The organism is Streptomyces sp. HUAS 15-9 (assembly GCF_025642155.1).
In the GTDB taxonomy this organism is placed as follows: Bacteria; Actinomycetota; Actinomycetes; order Streptomycetales; family Streptomycetaceae; genus Streptomyces.
The window spans coordinates 6,415,159-6,433,959 of sequence record NZ_CP106798.1; the positions used below are offsets into that span (position 1 = coordinate 6,415,159).

Sequence of the window (18,801 nt, forward strand, 5' to 3'; positions counted from 1 at the left end):
TGAGTACAAAGGAAGCGTCCGTTCCTTGAGAACTCAACAGCGTGCCAAAAGTCAACGCCAGATATGTTGATACCCCGTCTCCGGTCGTCATGACTGGGACGAGGTTCCTTTGAAATAACACAGCGAGGACGCTGTGTGCGAGGGGACTATTCCTCCTCTCGCACCGCTCTCGTGGTGTTCAACCGGCTGTATTAATTTACTGGCCGAGTAAACATTCACGGAGAGTTTGATCCTGGCTCAGGACGAACGCTGGCGGCGTGCTTAACACATGCAAGTCGAACGATGAAGCCCTTCGGGGTGGATTAGTGGCGAACGGGTGAGTAACACGTGGGCAATCTGCCCTTCACTCTGGGACAAGCCCTGGAAACGGGGTCTAATACCGGATACAACCACTGACCGCATGGTCGGGTGGTGGAAAGCTCCGGCGGTGAAGGATGAGCCCGCGGCCTATCAGCTTGTTGGTGAGGTAATGGCTCACCAAGGCGACGACGGGTAGCCGGCCTGAGAGGGCGACCGGCCACACTGGGACTGAGACACGGCCCAGACTCCTACGGGAGGCAGCAGTGGGGAATATTGCACAATGGGCGAAAGCCTGATGCAGCGACGCCGCGTGAGGGATGACGGCCTTCGGGTTGTAAACCTCTTTCAGCAGGGAAGAAGCGAAAGTGACGGTACCTGCAGAAGAAGCGCTTAGCTAACTACGTGCCAGCAGCCGCGGTAATACGTAGGGCGCAAGCGTTGTCCGGAATTATTGGGCGTAAAGAGCTCGTAGGCGGCTTGTCACGTCGATTGTGAAAGCCCGAGGCTTAACCTCGGGTCTGCAGTCGATACGGGCTAGCTAGAGTGTGGTAGGGGAGATCGGAATTCCTGGTGTAGCGGTGAAATGCGCAGATATCAGGAGGAACACCGGTGGCGAAGGCGGATCTCTGGGCCATTACTGACGCTGAGGAGCGAAAGCGTGGGGAGCGAACAGGATTAGATACCCTGGTAGTCCACGCCGTAAACGGTGGGAACTAGGTGTTGGCGACATTCCACGTCGTCGGTGCCGCAGCTAACGCATTAAGTTCCCCGCCTGGGGAGTACGGCCGCAAGGCTAAAACTCAAAGGAATTGACGGGGGCCCGCACAAGCGGCGGAGCATGTGGCTTAATTCGACGCAACGCGAAGAACCTTACCAAGGCTTGACATACACCGGAAAACCCTGGAGACAGGGTCCCCCTTGTGGTCGGTGTACAGGTGGTGCATGGCTGTCGTCAGCTCGTGTCGTGAGATGTTGGGTTAAGTCCCGCAACGAGCGCAACCCTTGTTCTGTGTTGCCAGCATGCCCTTCGGGGTGATGGGGACTCACAGGAGACCGCCGGGGTCAACTCGGAGGAAGGTGGGGACGACGTCAAGTCATCATGCCCCTTATGTCTTGGGCTGCACACGTGCTACAATGGCCGGTACAATGAGCTGCGATACCGTGAGGTGGAGCGAATCTCAAAAAGCCGGTCTCAGTTCGGATTGGGGTCTGCAACTCGACCCCATGAAGTCGGAGTCGCTAGTAATCGCAGATCAGCATTGCTGCGGTGAATACGTTCCCGGGCCTTGTACACACCGCCCGTCACGTCACGAAAGTCGGTAACACCCGAAGCCGGTGGCCCAACCCCTTGTGGGAGGGAGCTGTCGAAGGTGGGACTGGCGATTGGGACGAAGTCGTAACAAGGTAGCCGTACCGGAAGGTGCGGCTGGATCACCTCCTTTCTAAGGAGCATCTAGATCTCGTAAGAGATCCAGAGCCACTACGTCGGCAAACGTCCGACGGTGGTCAGCTCATGGGTGGAACGTTGACTACTCGGCACACTTGACCTGCTCTGGTCGCTAGTACTGCTTCGGCGTGGAACGCGAGATGGGGAGGCGAGGGTGTCGGGCACGCTGTTGGGTGTCTGAGGGAATGAACTTCCTTCAGTTGCCGGCCCCGGTGTACTCGCTGGTTTCCAGTGGGGTGACGGGTGGCTGGTCGTTGTTTGAGAACTGCACAGTGGACGCGAGCATCTGTGGCCAAGTTTTTAAGGGCGCACGGTGGATGCCTTGGCACCAGGAACCGATGAAGGACGTGGGAGGCCGCGATAGTCCCCGGGGAGTCGTCAACCAGGCTTTGATCCGGGGGTTTCCGAATGGGGAAACCCGGCAGTCGTCATGGGCTGTCACCCACTGCTGAACACATAGGCAGTGCGGAGGGAACGAGGGGAAGTGAAACATCTCAGTACCCTCAGGAAGAGAAAACAACCGTGATTCCGGGAGTAGTGGCGAGCGAAACCGGATGAGGCCAAACCGTATGCGTGTGAGACCCGGCAGGGGTTGCGCATGCGGGGTTGTGGGATCTCTCTTCTGTCGTCTGCCGGCGACAGGACGAGTCAGAAACCGTTGATGTAGGCGAAGGACATGCGAAAGGTCCGGCGTAGAGGGTAAGACCCCCGTAGCTGAAACGTCAGCGGCTCGTTTGAGAGACACCCAAGTAGCACGGGGCCCGAGAAATCCCGTGTGAATCTGGCGGGACCACCCGCTAAGCCTAAATATTCCCTGGTGACCGATAGCGGATAGTACCGTGAGGGAATGGTGAAAAGTACCCCGGGAGGGGAGTGAAATAGTACCTGAAACCGTGTGCCTACAAGCCGTGGGAGCGTCGGATGCAGCTTGCTGTATCTCGTGACTGCGTGCCTTTTGAAGAATGAGCCTGCGAGTTTGCGGTGTGTTGCGAGGTTAACCCGTGTGGGGAAGCCGTAGCGAAAGCGAGTCCGAACAGGGCGTTTCAGTAGCACGCTCAAGACCCGAAGCGGAGTGATCTAGCCATGGGCAGGTTGAAGCGGAGGTAAGACTTCGTGGAGGACCGAACCCCACCAGGGTTGAAAACCTGGGGGATGACCTGTGGTTAGGGGTGAAAGGCCAATCAAACTCCGTGATAGCTGGTTCTCCCCGAAATGCATTTAGGTGCAGCGTCGTGTGTTTCTTGCCGGAGGTAGAGCACTGGATAGGCGATGGGCCCTACCGGGTTACTGACCTTAGCCAAACTCCGAATGCCGGTAAGTGAGAGCACGGCAGTGAGACTGTGGGGGATAAGCTCCATGGTCGAGAGGGAAACAGCCCAGAGCATCGACTAAGGCCCCTAAGCGTACGCTAAGTGGGAAAGGATGTGGAGTCGCACAGACAACCAGGAGGTTGGCTTAGAAGCAGCCACCCTTGAAAGAGTGCGTAATAGCTCACTGGTCTAGTGATTCCGCGCCGACAATGTAGCGGGGCTCAAGCGTACCGCCGAAGTCGTGTCATTGCAGCATAAGCCCCAACGGGTGCTGTGATGGGTAGGGGAGCGTCGTCTGCCGGGTGAAGCAGCACCGGAAGGTAGTTGTGGACGGTTGACGAGTGAGAATGCAGGCATGAGTAGCGATACAAACGTGAGAAACGTTTGCGCCGATTGACTAAGGGTTCCTGGGTCAAGCTGATCTGCCCAGGGTAAGTCGGGACCTAAGGCGAGGCCGACAGGCGTAGTCGATGGATAACCGGTTGATATTCCGGTACCCGCTGTGAAGCGTCAAACATCGAGCATCGTGATGCTAAGGCCGTGAAGCCGCCCTGATCTCTTCGGAGTTGAGGGGAGTGGTGGAGCCGCCGGACCAAGCGGTTAGTAGGTGAGTGATGGGGTGACGCAGGAAGGTAGTCCATCCCGGGCGGTGGTTGTCCCGGGGTAAGGGTGTAGGCCGCAAGGTAGGCAAATCCGCCTTGCATACGGCTGAGACCTGATGCCGAGCCGATTGTGGCGAAGTGGATGATCCTATGCTGTCGAGAAAAGCCTCTAGCGAGTTTCATGGCGGCCCGTACCCTAAACCGACTCAGGTGGTCAGGTAGAGAATACCGAGGCGTTCGGGTGAACTATGGTTAAGGAACTCGGCAAAATGCCCCCGTAACTTCGGGAGAAGGGGGGCCAGCTCCGGTGATCCGATTTACTCGGTGAGCTGGGGGTGGCCGCAGAGACCAGCGAGAAGCGACTGTTTACTAAAAACACAGGTCCGTGCGAAGCCGTAAGGCGATGTATACGGACTGACGCCTGCCCGGTGCTGGAACGTTAAGGGGACCGGTTAGCTCCATTTCGGTGGGGCGAAGCTGAGAACTTAAGCGCCAGTAAACGGCGGTGGTAACTATAACCATCCTAAGGTAGCGAAATTCCTTGTCGGGTAAGTTCCGACCTGCACGAATGGCGTAACGACTTCTCGACTGTCTCAACCATAGGCCCGGTGAAATTGCACTACGAGTAAAGATGCTCGTTTCGCGCAGCAGGACGGAAAGACCCCGGGACCTTTACTACAGTTTGATATTGGTGTTCGGTTCGGCTTGTGTAGGATAGCTGGGAGACTTTGAAACGCGGACGCCAGTTCGCGGTGAGTCGTCGTTGAAATACCAGTCTGGTCGTGCTGGATGTCTAACCTGGGTCCGTGATCCGGATCAGGGACAGTGTCTGATGGGTAGTTTAACTGGGGCGGTTGCCTCTAAAGAGTAACGGAGGCGCCCAAAGGTTCCCTCAGCCTGGTTGGCAATCAGGTGTTGAGTGTAAGTGCACAAGGGAGCTTGACTGTGAGACCGACGGGTCGAGCAGGGACGAAAGTCGGGACTAGTGATCCGGCGGTGGCTTGTGGAAGCGCCGTCGCTCAACGGATAAAAGGTACCCCGGGGATAACAGGCTGATCTTCCCCAAGAGTCCATATCGACGGGATGGTTTGGCACCTCGATGTCGGCTCGTCGCATCCTGGGGCTGGAGTCGGTCCCAAGGGTTGGGCTGTTCGCCCATTAAAGCGGTACGCGAGCTGGGTTTAGAACGTCGTGAGACAGTTCGGTCCCTATCCGCTGTGCGCGTAGGAGTCTTGAGAAGGGCTGTCCCTAGTACGAGAGGACCGGGACGGACGAACCTCTGGTGTGCCAGTTGTTCTGCCAAGGGCATGGCTGGTTGGCTACGTTCGGGAGGGATAACCGCTGAAAGCATCTAAGCGGGAAGCCTGCTTCGAGATGAGGACTCCCACCCACTTGATGGGGTAAGGCTCCCAGTAGACGACTGGGTTGATAGGCCGGATATGGAAGCCAGGTAACTGGTGGAGTTGACCGGTACTAATAGGCCGAGGGCTTGTCCTCAGTTGCTCGCGTCCACTGTGTATGTTCTGAGGCAACGAACAGCCCCATGCTTTCAGGCATGGTGCGGCGTTCACAGTTTCATAGTGTTTCGGTGGTCATAGCGTGAGGGAAACGCCCGGTTACATTCCGAACCCGGAAGCTAAGCCTCACAGCGCCGATGGTACTGCAGGGGGGACCCTGTGGGAGAGTAGGACATCGCCGAACAAACTTTGAAAGGGTCGGTCCCCGAACTTCGGTTCGGGGACCGACCCTTTTCTGGTATGCGTAACTTGACGTTCACGTTCCGACAGGAACATCCACAGCATGGGTACTGCTGCAATGCTCAGGGCAGCCGGCGTCGGCGTCGGTGACGAGGTCGTCGTCCCGGCCTTCGGGAACGTGGAAGTCGCCGAGGCCGTGACGCTGTCCGGTGCGCTCCCGGTGTTCGCCGACATAGATCCGGTGACGTACTGCCTGGATGTGTCGGCCGTCGAGGCGGCCATAACTCCGCGCTCCGCGGCGGTTGTTGTCGTCCACCGCTTCGGACGCCTGGCCGACATCGCGCGGCTGCACGGTGTCGGGCAGCGGAACGGGCTCCTGGTGCTGGAGCAGGGGGAGTCCGAGGCGCCGTACGACGAGATCGCGCAGCGCAGGGAGCGTGCCGCGTTCCTGGACGGCAAGCTGCGGGGCGTATGGACCCCCGACGGTGGTGACGGACACACGTACCAGCAGTACGTCGTGCGGGTGCCCGGGAACGGGCGTCCGGACCGTGACGCCTTCGCGCGCGCCGTGCGGGCCAAGGGAGTTGAGTGCCGGGTGCCGGTCAAGACGCCCGTGCACCGGCTGCCGGAGTACCGGCGGTGCGTGTCGCTGCCGGAGACCGAGCGGGCCGCGGACGAGACGCTGGCACTGCCCGTGGACGCGTCGTTGACGAAGCGGGAGATGCAGCGGGTGGTTTCCGCGTGTAATGCCCTCGGGGGACTTCTTCAGCCCGCTTTCTGACGATCACTGAACGGGTTTGGGAACACGGCTCTGTTCGGGGTATGATCTATTCCGTTGCCGCGAGGGAAACCTCGAAAAGCGACAGGCCCCTATAGCTCAGTCGGCAGAGCGTCTCCATGGTAAGGAGAAGGTCAACGGTTCGATTCCGTTTGGGGGCTCAGCCAAAAAGGCCCCGCCCACATGGGCGGGGCCTTTTTCATGCCCTGGTGTGGCCCTGGTCCTACTCCACGTGGAGGCCGGGCACCCGCATCGCCAGGATCGCCATGTCGTCGGACGGGGCGTCGGAGGCGAAGCGCTCCACCGCGCGCATGATGCGGGCCGCGACCGCTCCCGCCGTGAGGCCGGTACAGGTGGTGAGGACGTCGGCGAGGCCGTCGTCGCCCAGCATGCGGCTGCCCTCGCGGCGCTCCGTGACGCCGTCCGTGACGCAGAGCAGGACATCGCCCGGGTCGAGGGTGACTGTCTGCTCGTACAGTTCCAGGTCCTCGATGACACCGAGCAGCGGCTGGGGTTCGGCCGCGGCCTCCACCGTGCCGTCCTGGCGCAGGCGCAGCGGAAGCGGGTGGCCGGCGCAGACGACCTTCAGTTCCGCGCTGCCGTCCTGCTGGATTCGCATCTCGCCGTACAGGAGGGTCAGGAAGCGGCTGCGGGCGCCCTCGTCGAGGATCGCGGAGTTCAGGCGCTCCAGGACGGCCGGGCCGCTCAGGCCCTCGCGGGCGAGCAGACGGAGCGCGTGCCGGGCCAGGCCCGTGACCGCCGCCGCGTGCGGGCCCGTACCGCAGACGTCGCCGATGGCGAAGCCGTACGCGCCGTCGCGGATCGGGAAGACGTCGTAGAAGTCGCCGCCGACCTCGTTGCCCTCGCCGGCCGCTCGGTAGATGACCTCGACCTCGACGCCCGGGATGGCGGGGGTCTCGGGCGGCAGGAGGCTGCGCTGGAGGGACTGGCTGATGGCCGTGCGCTCCGAGTAGAGGCGGGCGTTGTCCAGGGCCAGGGCGGCCCGGCGGGACAAGTCCTCGGCCAGTTCCAGGATTTCCTGGCGGAAGTGTTCGTCGGTCGGTTTGCCGAGCGTCAGCATGCCGATGACGCGGTTGCGGGCGACGAGTGGAAGGACGACCGTCTCGCCGCCGACCGCGGAGGCCGTCGCGAGGGTCGGGCCGATGCCCGGGGCGACCTGGCGGGTCGGGCCGCCGGTCAGGCCGAGGCTGCGCATCGAGCTGCGCAGGGCGGCTTCGTGGGCGGCCTCGCCGGGGGCCGTCCAGACGCGGGCGCCGGGCGTGGGCACCGGGTCGGGCGGGGAGATCTTGGAGAGCAACGACTTGATGCCGTCGATGAGTTCCTCGTCCTCGTGCAGGACGTACGACAGATACGGCTCGGAGGCCTGGTCGGCGATGGTGTAGACGGCGCACCAGGTGGCGAGGGTGGGGACCGTCATCTGGGCCATCAGGGCCAGGGTCTGGTCGCGGTCCAGGGTTCCGGCGAGCAGGTCGGAGGCCTCGACGAGGAAGCTGAGCGAGCCGCGGCGCAGGCGCTCGAGCTCGCCCAGGCGGGCCGATTCGACGGCCAGCGCGATGCGGTCGGCGGCGAACTGGAGGCGCAGCGCCTCCTCGTTGGAGTATCTGCCGGGGGCCTCGGCCGCGACGCCGAGGGAGCCGGTGAGGCGGCCCTCGACCTTCAGCGGAACCGTGACGACCGAGCGCATGCCCGTGCCGTTCAGCAGCGGTACGGCGCCTGGTACGGCCGCCAGGTCGTCGTGTACGGCCGGCATCCGGGCGGAGCCGTAGCGGCCGGGGCCGGCCTCGACGGGGACGCGGGCGAAGCGCTGGCGGGCGGAGGGCAGGCCGGTGGAGGCGCGGACCTCCAGCTCCGTTTCGTCGTCCGTGGCCAGCAGGAGGAACGCGGAGTCGCCGTCGAGCATGTCCCGGGCGCGCTCCACCGTGCGCTGGAGGAGGCCGTCGAGGTCGTCCGGGGCGGGGGAGCCGATGAACACCTCGAAGGGGTCGGTGCTCTGTCCGTCGGAGGAGGCGGGCGCGTCGGAGGCCGGGACGCGCAACGGCGTCTGCAGGACCGCGCGTTCGTGGTCCCGTACCAGGAGGCAGACCGTGGAGGGCTCGCCGCCGGTGTCGCGGACCCGGAGATGGGAGGCGTACACCGGTGTCACCCGGCCGTCCGCGCCCCGGATTCCGTAACTGCCCTCCCAGCGCGAGAGTTGGAGCGCCTCCGCGATGCCGGTGCCGGTGCCCGGGGTGTGCGGCCAGGCCGCGAGGTCGGTGAGCGGCCTGCCGGTGACCTGGTGGGCAGGATGGCCGAAAAGTTCCTCGGCGTCCTCGTTCCAGGCGGTGACCGAGCCCTTGCGGTCGATCTGTACGACCGCGACGCGGACCCGGCCGTCGGCGAGCGGGAGGAGGTCGGCGGGGAGGGACGGGCCCGCGGCCCGGGTGCCCAGCGGGCGCTCCGGGAGGTCGAGTTGGAACCAGACGTTCTTGTGGGTGGGCGTGTACTCCACGCCCCAGCGGCCGGCCAGGGCGGCGCAGAGCTGGAGGCCCCGGCCGCCCTCGCGGTCGGGGCTGCCCATGTTGACGGCCGAGCTCTGCAGCGGGACCTCGCGTTCCGGGTAGCGGTCGGCCACTTCGATCCGTACGCCGTCCTCGCTGCGCAGGCACAGAACGTCGGCGTGGGTGCCCGCGTGCACCACGGCATTGGTCACCAGTTCGCTGGTGAGGACCACGGCGTCGTCGACGATGTCGGCGAATCCCCATCCCTGGAGAGTGTCGCGGACGAAGGACCGGGCGGTCGCGACCGACCGTCCGACGGGCTCGAAGTTGGCGGCCGCGCGCGCGGTGATCACAGAACTCCTCGACCGGTTGTCGATGTGGTGGGCGCCGTGTCCGACCTGCTCGTGCCGCTGGTGCGGCATCTGCGTGCCCGTCGGCCGCGGCTCCGGGGACTGTCCCCCGGGGATCACTCCCGTGGTCATGGTCTGCGGCCGCCCCTCCGATGCGCGCTCGTTCTCGTGCCGCCGCCCAGGCCGGACGGACCGGTGCGGCTGGACAGCCGCATGCAAGGTTACTTACCTTCGCCGCCCGATCGGATGCCGGTCGTCGGTGTTTACGCCCTCAGAGTGTGCGGACGATGTGCGAAGCTGCCGAACTGTTATGGCCGGGTTCAGCAGGGGTGAAACACTGGGCAAGCTTCTGGTGAAGGTCCGGCCAGTCTGAGTGTGTTCCGTGTACGGGGGGCAGCAGCCCTGGTGTGGCCGGAATACATCTGGCAGAAATACGCAGCAGTAACCGGTACGCCGAGGTAACCGGTACACCGAGCAGAAGTGCCCGAGCACGGCAGTAACGGTCGACCCCTGCGGGAGGGACACAGTGGAGTCTGGCGAAGCGACGCGTGGAACGAAGACGCGCGCGAAAGGCGGACAGTCCCTGAGCAAGCAGCGCAACGGGACGACGGCGGTGGACACGGCTGCCCTGAACCGTCTCCTGGCCGCTCTCGTCGCGATGCGTGACGGGAATTTCCGCAAGCGGCTCACGGTGTCCGGTGACGGCGTGATGTCGGAGATCGCCGCGGTTTTCAATGAGGTCGCCGACCGCAACCTTCATTTGACGGGTGAGCTGTCGCGTGTGCGGCGCATGGTCGGACGTGAGGGGAAACTCACGGAGCGGCTGGAGACGGCGGCCTGTGAGGGTTCCTGGGCGGCCGCCATCGACGCCTCCAACGCGCTCGTGGACGACCTCGTACGGCCCGTCTCCGAGGTCGGCCGGGTGCTGACGGCGGTGGCCGAGGGCGATCTGTCGCCGCGCATGGAGCTGCGGACGCAGGCGCCGGACGGGACCGGGCATCCGCTGCGCGGCGAGTTCCTCAGGGTCGGGCGGACCGTCAACAATCTGGTCGACCAGTTGTCGACCTTCACCGACGAGGTCACGCGTGTGGCCAGTGAGGTCGGCACCGAGGGCAAGCTGGGCGGACAGGCCCGGGTGCGCGGTATGTCCGGTTCGTGGAAGGACCTGACGGAGTCCGTCAACACGATGGCGAACCGGCTGACCGCGCAGGTGCGGGACATCGCCCTGGTGACCACCGCGGTCGCCCGGGGTGATCTGTCACGCAAGGTCACCGTCCATGTGGCCGGCGAGATGCTGGAGCTCAAGAACACCGTCAACACGATGGTGGAGCAGCTGTCCTCCTTCTCCTCCGAGGTGACCCGGGTCGCGCGCGAGGTGGGCACCGAGGGCATTCTGGGCGGTCAGGCGCAGGTGCCCGGGGTGGCCGGTGTGTGGAAGGAGCTCACCGACTCCGTCAACACGATGGCGGGCAACCTGACCGCCCAGGTGCGCGGGATCGCCCAGGTCACCACGGCCGTCGCCAGCGGTGACCTGTCGCAGAAGGTCACCGTCCCGGCACGCGGTGAGGTCGCTCAGCTCGCCGAGACGATCAACCAGATGACCGAGACGCTGCGGATCTTCGCGGACGAGGTCACGCGCGTGGCCAACGAGGTGGGCGCGGAGGGGCGGCTCGGCGGCCAGGCCAATGTGCCGGGTGCCGCGGGCACCTGGAAGGACCTGACGGACTCCGTCAACACGGTGTTCCGGAACCTGACCACGCAGGTGCGGGACATCGCGGCTGTGACCACGGCGGTGGCCAGTGGTGATCTGTCGCAGAAGGTCACGGTCGACGTGGCCGGCGAGATGCTGGAGCTGAAGAACACCGTCAACGGCATGGTCGACCAGTTGTCGTCGTTCGGTGCCGAGGTCACGCGCGTGGCCCGGGAGGTCGGTGTCGAGGGTGAGCTGGGCGGTCAGGCCCAGGTGCCGGGCGCGGCCGGTACATGGAAGGACTTGACGGACTCCGTCAACACTGCATTCCGCAACCTCACCGGCCAGGTCCGCAATATCGCCCAGGTGACCACGGCGGTGGCCAACGGTGATCTGTCGCAGAAGGTCACGGTCGACGTCTCCGGTGAGATGCTCCAGCTGAAGAACACCGTGAACACGATGGTGGACCAGCTGTCGAGCTTCGCCGACCAGGTCACGCGGATGGCCCGGGACGTGGGCACGGAGGGCCGGCTGGGCGGTCAGGCCCGGGTGGACGGCGTCTCGGGCACATGGAAGGAGTTGACGGACTCCGTCAACTTCATGGCGGGGAACCTGACCTCGCAGGTGCGGCAGATCGCCCAGGTGACGACGGCGGTGGCGCGGGGCGATCTGTCCCAGAAGATCGATGTCGACGCGCGCGGCGAGATCCTTGAGCTGAAGAACACGATCAACACGATGGTCGACCAGCTCTCCGCATTCGCCGACCAGGTGACCAAGGTGGCCCGCGAGGTGGGCACGGACGGCCGGCTCGGCGGTCAGGCGCAGGTGCCCGGTGTGGCCGGTGTGTGGCGTGACCTGACGGACTCCGTGAACGGCATGGCGGGCAACCTCACCGCCCAGGTCCGCAACATCGCCCAGGTCGCCACGGCGGTGGCCCGGGGTGACCTCTCCCAGAAGATCACCGTGGACGCGCGCGGGGAGATCCTGGAGCTCAAGAACACCCTGAACACGATGGTCGACCAGCTGTCGTCGTTCGCCCAGGAGGTCACGCGTGTGGCCCGCGAGGTGGGCACCGAGGGCATCCTCGGCGGTCAGGCCGAGGTGCAGGGGGTCGCGGGCACCTGGAAGGACCTCACGCAGTCCGTGAACTTCATGGCGAACAACCTGACCATCCAGGTCCGCAACATCGCCGAGGTCACGACCGCGGTCGCCAAGGGCGACCTGTCCAAGAAGATCACTGTTGACGCGAAGGGCGAGATCCTTGAGCTCGTCACGACGGTCAACACCATGGTTGATCAGCTGTCCAGCTTCGCCGAGCAGGTGACCCGGGTGGCCCGTGAGGTGGGCACGGAGGGCATCCTGGGCGGTCAGGCGCATGTGCCGGGTGTCACGGGCATCTGGAAGGACCTCAGCAACAACGTGAACCTGATGGCGAACAACCTGACCATGCAGGTGCGCAATATCTCCCAGGTCTCGGCGGCCGTCGCCAACGGCGATCTGACGCGGCAGGTGACGATCGAGGCGCGGGGCGAGGTGGCCCAGCTCGCCGACACCATCAACACCATGGTCAAGACGCTGAGTTCGTTCGCGGACCAGGTCACCAAGGTGGCCCGTGAGGTGGGCACGGACGGCATCCTCGGCGGTCAGGCGCATGTGCCGGGTGTGGCGGGTACCTGGAAGGACCTCACCGAGTCGGTGAACCAGATGGCGTCCAACCTGACCGGTCAGGTGCGCAACATCGCGATGGTCACCACGGCCATCGCCAAGGGTGACTTGACGAAGAAGATCGACATTGACGCCCGTGGTGAGATCCTCGAACTCAAGACGACGATCAACACCATGGTTGATCAGCTGTCCAGCTTCGCCGAGGAGGTCACCCGGGTCGCCCGCGAGGTGGGCACGGAGGGACAGCTCGGCGGCCAGGCACGCGTGCGTGACGTGGACGGCACCTGGCGCGACCTCACCGAGTCCGTGAACGAGATGGCCGGAAACCTGACCCGGCAGGTGCGTGCCATCGCGCGCGTGGCGACCGCGGTGACCCGCGGCGACCTGAACCTGAAGATCGACGTGGACGCGTCCGGTGAGATCCAGGAGCTGCAGGACTACATCAACAAGATGATCGCCAACCTGCGGGACACCACCATCGCCAACAAGGAGCAGGACTGGCTCAAGGGCAACCTCGCCCGCATCTCCGCACTGATGCAGGGCCGTCGCGATCTGGAGGACGTGGCCTCGCTGATCATGAGCGAGCTGACCCCGGTGGTCTCCGCGCAGCACGGCGCGTTCTTCCTCGGTATGCCGCTGGTCGACGGCAAGGACCCGGGCGCGGAGGGCGAGGACGCGTACGAGCTGCGCATGCTCGGTTCGTACGGCTACTCGATGGGCTCCATGCCGACGTCGTTCCGGCCGGGTGAGGCGCTGATCGGGACGGCCGCCCAGGAGAAACGCACGATCCTGGTGGAGAACGCGCCCAGCGGCTATCTGAAGATCTCCTCCGGGCTCGGCGAGGCGCCGCCCGCACAGGTGATCGTGCTGCCGGTGCTGTTCGAGGGCAAGGTGCTCGGCGTCATCGAGCTGGCCTCCTTCACGCCGTTCACGCAGATCCAGAAGGACTTCCTCAACCAGATCGCCGAGATGATCGCGACCAGCGTCAACACCATCTCCGTCAACACCAAGACGGAGGTGCTGCTGAGGCAGTCCCAGGAGCTGACCGAGCAACTGAGGGAGCGGTCGGCCGAGTTGGAGAACCGGCAGAAGGCGCTCCAGTCGTCCAACGCCGAACTGGAGGAGAAGGCCGAGCTGCTGGCCCAGCAGAACCGCGACATCGAGGTGAAGAACACCGAGATCGAGGAGGCGCGGCAGGTCCTGGAGGAGCGCGCGGAGCAGCTGGCCGTGTCGATGCGCTACAAGAGCGAGTTCCTCGCCAACATGTCGCACGAACTGCGTACGCCGCTCAACTCACTGCTGATTCTGGCCAAGCTGCTCGCCGACAACGCCGAGGGGAACCTCTCCCCGAAGCAGGTCGAGTTCGCCGAAACGATCCATGGCGCCGGCTCCGACCTGCTCCAGCTGATCAACGACATCCTCGACCTGTCGAAGGTCGAGGCGGGCAAGATGGACGTCTCTCCGACGCGTATCGCGCTGGTCCAGCTCGTCGACTACGTGGAGGCCACCTTCCGGCCGCTGACCGCCGAGAAGGGCCTGGATCTGTCCGTGCGGGTGTCGCCGGAGCTGCCGGCCACGCTGCACACCGACGAACAGCGCCTCCTGCAGGTGCTGCGCAACCTGCTGTCCAACGCGGTGAAGTTCACCGACTCCGGGTCGGTGGAACTGGTGATCCGGCCGGCCGGCTCGGGAGTGCCGGTGGCGATCCGGGAGCAGCTGCTGGAGGCAGGGTCGGTCAGCGACCCGGACGCGGAGCTGATCGCGTTCTCCGTGACCGACACCGGTATCGGTATCGCGGCGAGCAAGATGCGGGTGATTTTCGAGGCCTTCAAGCAGGCGGACGGCACGACCAGTCGCAAGTACGGCGGCACGGGCCTCGGGCTGTCGATCTCGCGGGAGATCGCACAGCTGCTCGGTGGTGAGATCCACGCGCAGAGCGAGCCGGGACGCGGTTCGACGTTCACGCTGTATTTGCCGTTGCACCCGAGTGAACTGCCGCCGCAGGGCTATCAGCAGCCGGTGCCCGCGCTGGAGGCGGGCGACCTGGTCGCCTCCGCGGCGCGGTTGGAGCTGGCCGGCTCGGACGTCGAGATGCCGGCCGAGGTGAAGTCGTACCAGGAGACGCAGAACGGCGCCGCCGCGCTCTTCCGGCGCCGCCGCCGGGGCGCTCCGGGGGCCGAGGAGCGGACGGAGGCGTGGACGGTCGGCGAGCAGCACGCGGCGCCCCGGACGCGCCGCGGGGTGCGGTTCGGCGGTGAGAAGGTGCTGATCGTCGACGACGACATCCGCAATGTGTTCGCGCTCACCAGCGTTCTGGAGCAGCACGGCCTGTCCGTGCTGTACGCCGAGAACGGCCGCGAGGGCATCGAGGTCCTGGAGCAGCACGACGACGTGGCGGTCGTGCTGATGGACATCATGATGCCCGAGATGGACGGGTACGCGACGACCACGGCGATCCGCAGGATGCCGCAGTTCGCCGGGCTGCCGATCATCGCGCTGACCGCCAAGGCCATGAAGGGCGACCGGGAGAAGGCGATCGAGTCGGGTGCATCCGATTATGTGACGAAGCCGGTCGATCCCGACCACCTGCTGACGGTGATGCGGCAGTGGATGCGAGAGGAGTGACGGGCGGGCGCGGGCCCGGGGCGAACGCCGTGGGAACCTTCGGTGTACGAGCGGAGTTGTTGACTCAGGGTGGCCGAACCCGTGTAGAAGTGCGGGATTCGGGGAACCTTCTGGTCTCCCGCTGCGTTTCTGCTACGTGCACAGTGACATCGCGGTGACAGGGTGTGGCGACGGTCGGGGTGCGGCTACCATGACCGGCACAAGGACGGGCGGCGATAGGGAGTCGTCCCCTGGGGCGGCGCCCGGTGTACCGCCGGGGCGAGGAGGGCGGGCCATGGTGCAGAAGGCCAAGATCCTCCTGGTCGATGACCGGCCGGAGAATCTGCTGGCGCTGGAGGCCATCCTCTCTGCGCTCGATCAGACGCTGGTGCGGGCATCGTCCGGGGAGGAAGCGCTCAAGGCACTGCTCACGGACGACTTCGCGGTCATTCTGCTGGACGTCCAGATGCCGGGCATGGACGGTTTCGAGACCGCCGCGCACATCAAGCGACGGGAGCGGACCCGGGACATCCCGATCATCTTCCTCACCGCGATCAACCACGGCCCGCACCACACCTTCCGCGGATACGCGGCGGGCGCGGTCGACTACATCTCCAAGCCGTTCGATCCCTGGGTGCTGCGCGCCAAGGTGTCCGTGTTCGTCGAGCTGTACATGAAGAACTGCCAGCTGCGGGAGCAGGCGGCGCTGCTGCGGCTCCAGTTGGAGGGCGGCGGCAAGGGCACGGTCGGAGCCGGCAAGGAGCCGGCGGGGCTGCTCGCGGAGCTGTCCGCGAGGCTCGCTGCCGTCGAGGAGCAGGCCGAGGCGCTGTCCAAACAGCTGGACGACGACTCCGCGGACGCGGCCGCGGTGGCCACCGCGGCCCATCTCGAACGCAAACTCACCGGGTTGCGTCGCGCACTCGACGCCCTGGAACCGGGCACGGGCACCGGTGCCCCCTCGGTCCCCACGCAGAACTGACGCCCGTCTCGCCCGCAGTTGCGCATGAGAGCGCGTCAGTTTCGCGTTCCGGCAAGGGCGACACGATCGGGTGAAGCACCAAGCACACGTGTCCACTGTCGTCTCCACCGGTAATCTCATTTCCATGGCCTCACGTCCCTCCGCAGCGAAGAAGCAGCCAGCCAAGAAGGCGGCCGCTCCCGCGAAGGCACCGGCGAAGAAGGCCGCCGCGAAGAAGGCCCCCGCCAAGAAGGCCGCGGCGAAGAAGTCGCCGCCGCCGAAGCCCGCGCCGAGCCCCACCGGGGGCATCTACCGGCTCGTGCGCGCCCTCTGGCTCGGGCTCGCGCATGCCGTGGGCGCAGTCTTCCGCGGCATAGGGCAGGGCGCGAAGAACCTCGACCCGGCGCACCGCAAGGACGGCGTGGCTCTGCTGCTGTTCGGCGTCGCGCTGATCGTCGCCGCCGGCACCTGGGCCGATCTGCGCGGTCCCGTCGGCGACCTCGTCGAGATCCTGGTGACCGGCGCCTTCGGGCGTCTCGACCTGCTCGTGCCGATACTGCTCGCGGTCATCGCGGTGCGCTTCATCCGCCACCCCGAGAAGCCCGAGGCCAACGGCCGCATCGTGATCGGCTTGTCCGCGCTCGTCATCGGCGTGCTCGGGCAGGTCCACATCGCCTGCGGTTCGCCCGCACGCGGTGACGGCATGCAGGCGATAAGGGACGCCGGCGGTCTCATCGGCTGGGGAGCGGCGACCCCGCTGACCTACACGATGAGCCAGGTCCTCGCCGTACCGCTGCTCGTCCTGCTCACGATCTTCGGGCTGCTCGTCGTCACCGCCACCCCGGTCAACGCCATCCCGCAGCGGCTGCGGGCCCTCGGCGTGCGGCTCGGCGTCGTACACGATCCCGTGGAGGACGGCCTCACCGACGACGACGAGCGCTACGAGGAACAGTGGCGCGAGTCGCTGCCCGCACGCTCCCGCAGGCGCCGGAGCGCCCCGGAGGACTACGACCCCGACGGCGCCGAGCAGGAGGTCCTGGCCAAGCGCCGCGGCCGCCCCAGGCGTTCCGCGGTGCCGCAGCCCGCGATGGACCGGCAGCTGGACGCCGTGGACATCGCCGCGGCGGCCGCCGCCGACCTCGACGGCGCCGTGCTGCACGGCATGCCGCCCTCCCCGCTGGTGGCCGACCTCACCCACGGCGTGAGCATCGGCGACCGTGAGGAGACGACACCGGCCCCCACCCCCGTCCCGGCCCCGGCCAGGCGGCCCCGGCAGGAGAAGCTCGCGGTCGAGCAGGCCGTACCCGACCTGACCAAGGCGGCCCCCGAGGAGGCGCGCGACCTGCCGCCGCGCGCCGAGCAGCTCCAGCTCTCCGGCGACATCACCTACTCCCTGCCCTCGCTCGACCTCCTCGCCCGCGGCGGACCCGGCAAGGCGCGCAGTGCCGCCAACGACGTGGTCGTCGACTCGCTGCGCCAGGTCTTCGCCGAGTTCAAGGTGGACGCCGACGTCACGGGCTTCACCCGCGGACCGACGGTCACCCGGTACGAGGTCACGCTCGGCCCCGCCGTGAAGGTCGAGCGGATCACCGCGCTCACCAAGAACATCGCGTACGCCGTCGCCAGCCCGGACGTGCGGATCATCAGTCCGATCCCCGGCAAGTCGGCGGTCGGCATCGAGATCCCGAACACCGACCGGGAGATGGTCAACCTCGGTGATGTGCTGCGCCTGGCGGACGCGTCCGAGGACGACCACCCGATGCTCGTCGCGCTCGGCAAGGACGTCGAGGGCGGCTATGTCACCGCCAACCTCGCGAAGATGCCGCACATCCTGGTCGCCGGAGCCACCGGTTCCGGCAAGTCCTCGTGCATCAACTGCCTGATCACGTCCGTCATGGTCCGCGCGACCCCCGAGGACGTCCGGATGGTCCTCGTCGACCCCAAGCGCGTCGAACTGACCGCCTACGAGGGCATTCCGCACCTGATCACGCCGATCATCACCAACCCGAAGCGGGCCGCCGAGGCGCTCCAGTGGGTCGTACGGGAGATGGACCTCAGGTATGACGACCTGGCCGCGTTCGGCTTCCGGCACATCGACGACTTCAACGAGGCGATCCGCAACGGCAAGGTGAAGCTGCCCGAGGGCAGCGAGCGGGAACTCCAGCCGTACCCGTACCTGCTGGTGATCGTCGACGAGCTCGCCGACCTGATGATGGTCGCGCCGCGTGACGTCGAGGACGCGATCGTGCGCATCACCCAGCTCGCGCGCGCGGCCGGCATCCACCTGGTGCTGGCCACGCAGCGCCCCTCGGTCGATGTCGTCACCGGCCTGATCAAGGCCAACGTGCCCTCGCGGCTCGCCTTCGCGACCTCGTCCCTGGCCGACTCCCGCGTCATCCTCGACCAGCCCGGCGCCGAGAAGCTCATCGGCAAGGGCGACGGTCTGTTCCTGCCGATGGGCGCCAACAAACCGACCCGTATGCAGGGCGCGTTCGTGACCGAGGACGAGGTCGCCGTCGTCGTCCAGCACTGCAAGGACCAGATGGCACCGGTCTTCCGGGACGACGTCACCGTGGGCACCAAGCAGAAGAAGGAGATCGACGAGGACATCGGCGACGACCTCGACCTGCTGTGCCAGGCGGCCGAACTGGTGGTCACCACACAGTTCGGCTCGACGTCCATGCTCCAGCGCAAGCTGCGCGTCGGCTTCGCCAAAGCCGGGCGGCTGATGGACCTCATGGAGTCCCGGAACATCGTCGGACCCAGCGAGGGCTCCAAGGCGCGCGACGTTCTGGTGAAACCCGATGAGCTGGACGGCGTCCTCGCTGTGATACGCGGGGAGTCTGAAGGGTAGGGATATGTCCGCCCGCCGGACCGGTAGGAGCCGGGTGGAGACACGGTC

At 65.7% G+C, this 18,801-nt stretch carries 5 protein-coding genes, 1 tRNA gene and 3 rRNA genes; 8 read left to right on the plus strand and 1 reads right to left on the minus strand.

Annotation, left to right across the window (positions count from 1 at the left end; genetic code table 11):
• Positions 1 to 214 precede the first annotated feature (214 nt).
• The 5 genes from N8I87_RS29740 (at position 215) to N8I87_RS29760 (ending at position 6,295) form a co-directional block, all read left to right on the plus strand.
• A 16S ribosomal RNA gene (locus N8I87_RS29740) occupies positions 215 to 1,742 on the plus strand.
• A gap of 295 nt (positions 1,743 to 2,037) precedes the next feature.
• A 23S ribosomal RNA gene (locus tag N8I87_RS29745) occupies positions 2,038 to 5,156 on the plus strand.
• An 87-nt stretch (positions 5,157 to 5,243) separates the two neighbouring features.
• Positions 5,244 to 5,360, plus strand: a 5S ribosomal RNA gene (gene rrf / locus N8I87_RS29750).
• The 16S, 23S and 5S rRNA genes sit together here, the layout of an rRNA operon.
• A 114-nt stretch (positions 5,361 to 5,474) precedes the next feature.
• Positions 5,475 to 6,137, plus strand: coding sequence for a DegT/DnrJ/EryC1/StrS family aminotransferase (locus N8I87_RS29755; protein WP_263216735.1), 663 nt, complete (start codon positions 5,475 to 5,477; stop codon positions 6,135 to 6,137).
• A gap of 85 nt (positions 6,138 to 6,222) precedes the next feature.
• Positions 6,223 to 6,295: transfer RNA gene (locus N8I87_RS29760), tRNA-Thr, on the plus strand.
• A gap of 62 nt (positions 6,296 to 6,357) precedes the next feature.
• On the opposite strand, the gene N8I87_RS29765 is transcribed toward N8I87_RS29760, so the two are convergent.
• Positions 6,358 to 9,114: a SpoIIE family protein phosphatase gene (locus N8I87_RS29765; protein WP_263213344.1), complete on the minus strand. Its 2,757-nt coding sequence runs from the start codon at positions 9,112 to 9,114 to the stop codon at positions 6,358 to 6,360.
• A gap of 394 nt (positions 9,115 to 9,508) precedes the next feature.
• Here N8I87_RS29765 and N8I87_RS29770 point away from each other — a divergent pair, with 394 nt between their 5' ends.
• From N8I87_RS29770 to N8I87_RS29780, 3 genes are all read left to right on the plus strand, one after another.
• Positions 9,509 to 14,962, plus strand: a complete 5,454-nt coding sequence (locus tag N8I87_RS29770; RefSeq protein ID WP_263213346.1) for a HAMP domain-containing protein — start codon at positions 9,509 to 9,511, stop codon at positions 14,960 to 14,962.
• Positions 14,963 to 15,236: 274 nt separating this feature from the next.
• Positions 15,237 to 15,920, plus strand: coding sequence for a response regulator (locus N8I87_RS29775; protein ID WP_263213347.1), 684 nt, complete (start codon positions 15,237 to 15,239; stop codon positions 15,918 to 15,920).
• A 124-nt stretch (positions 15,921 to 16,044) separates the two neighbouring features.
• Positions 16,045 to 18,753, plus strand: coding sequence for a DNA translocase FtsK (locus N8I87_RS29780; RefSeq protein WP_263213348.1), 2,709 nt, complete (start codon positions 16,045 to 16,047; stop codon positions 18,751 to 18,753).
• Positions 18,754 to 18,801 lie beyond the last annotated feature (48 nt).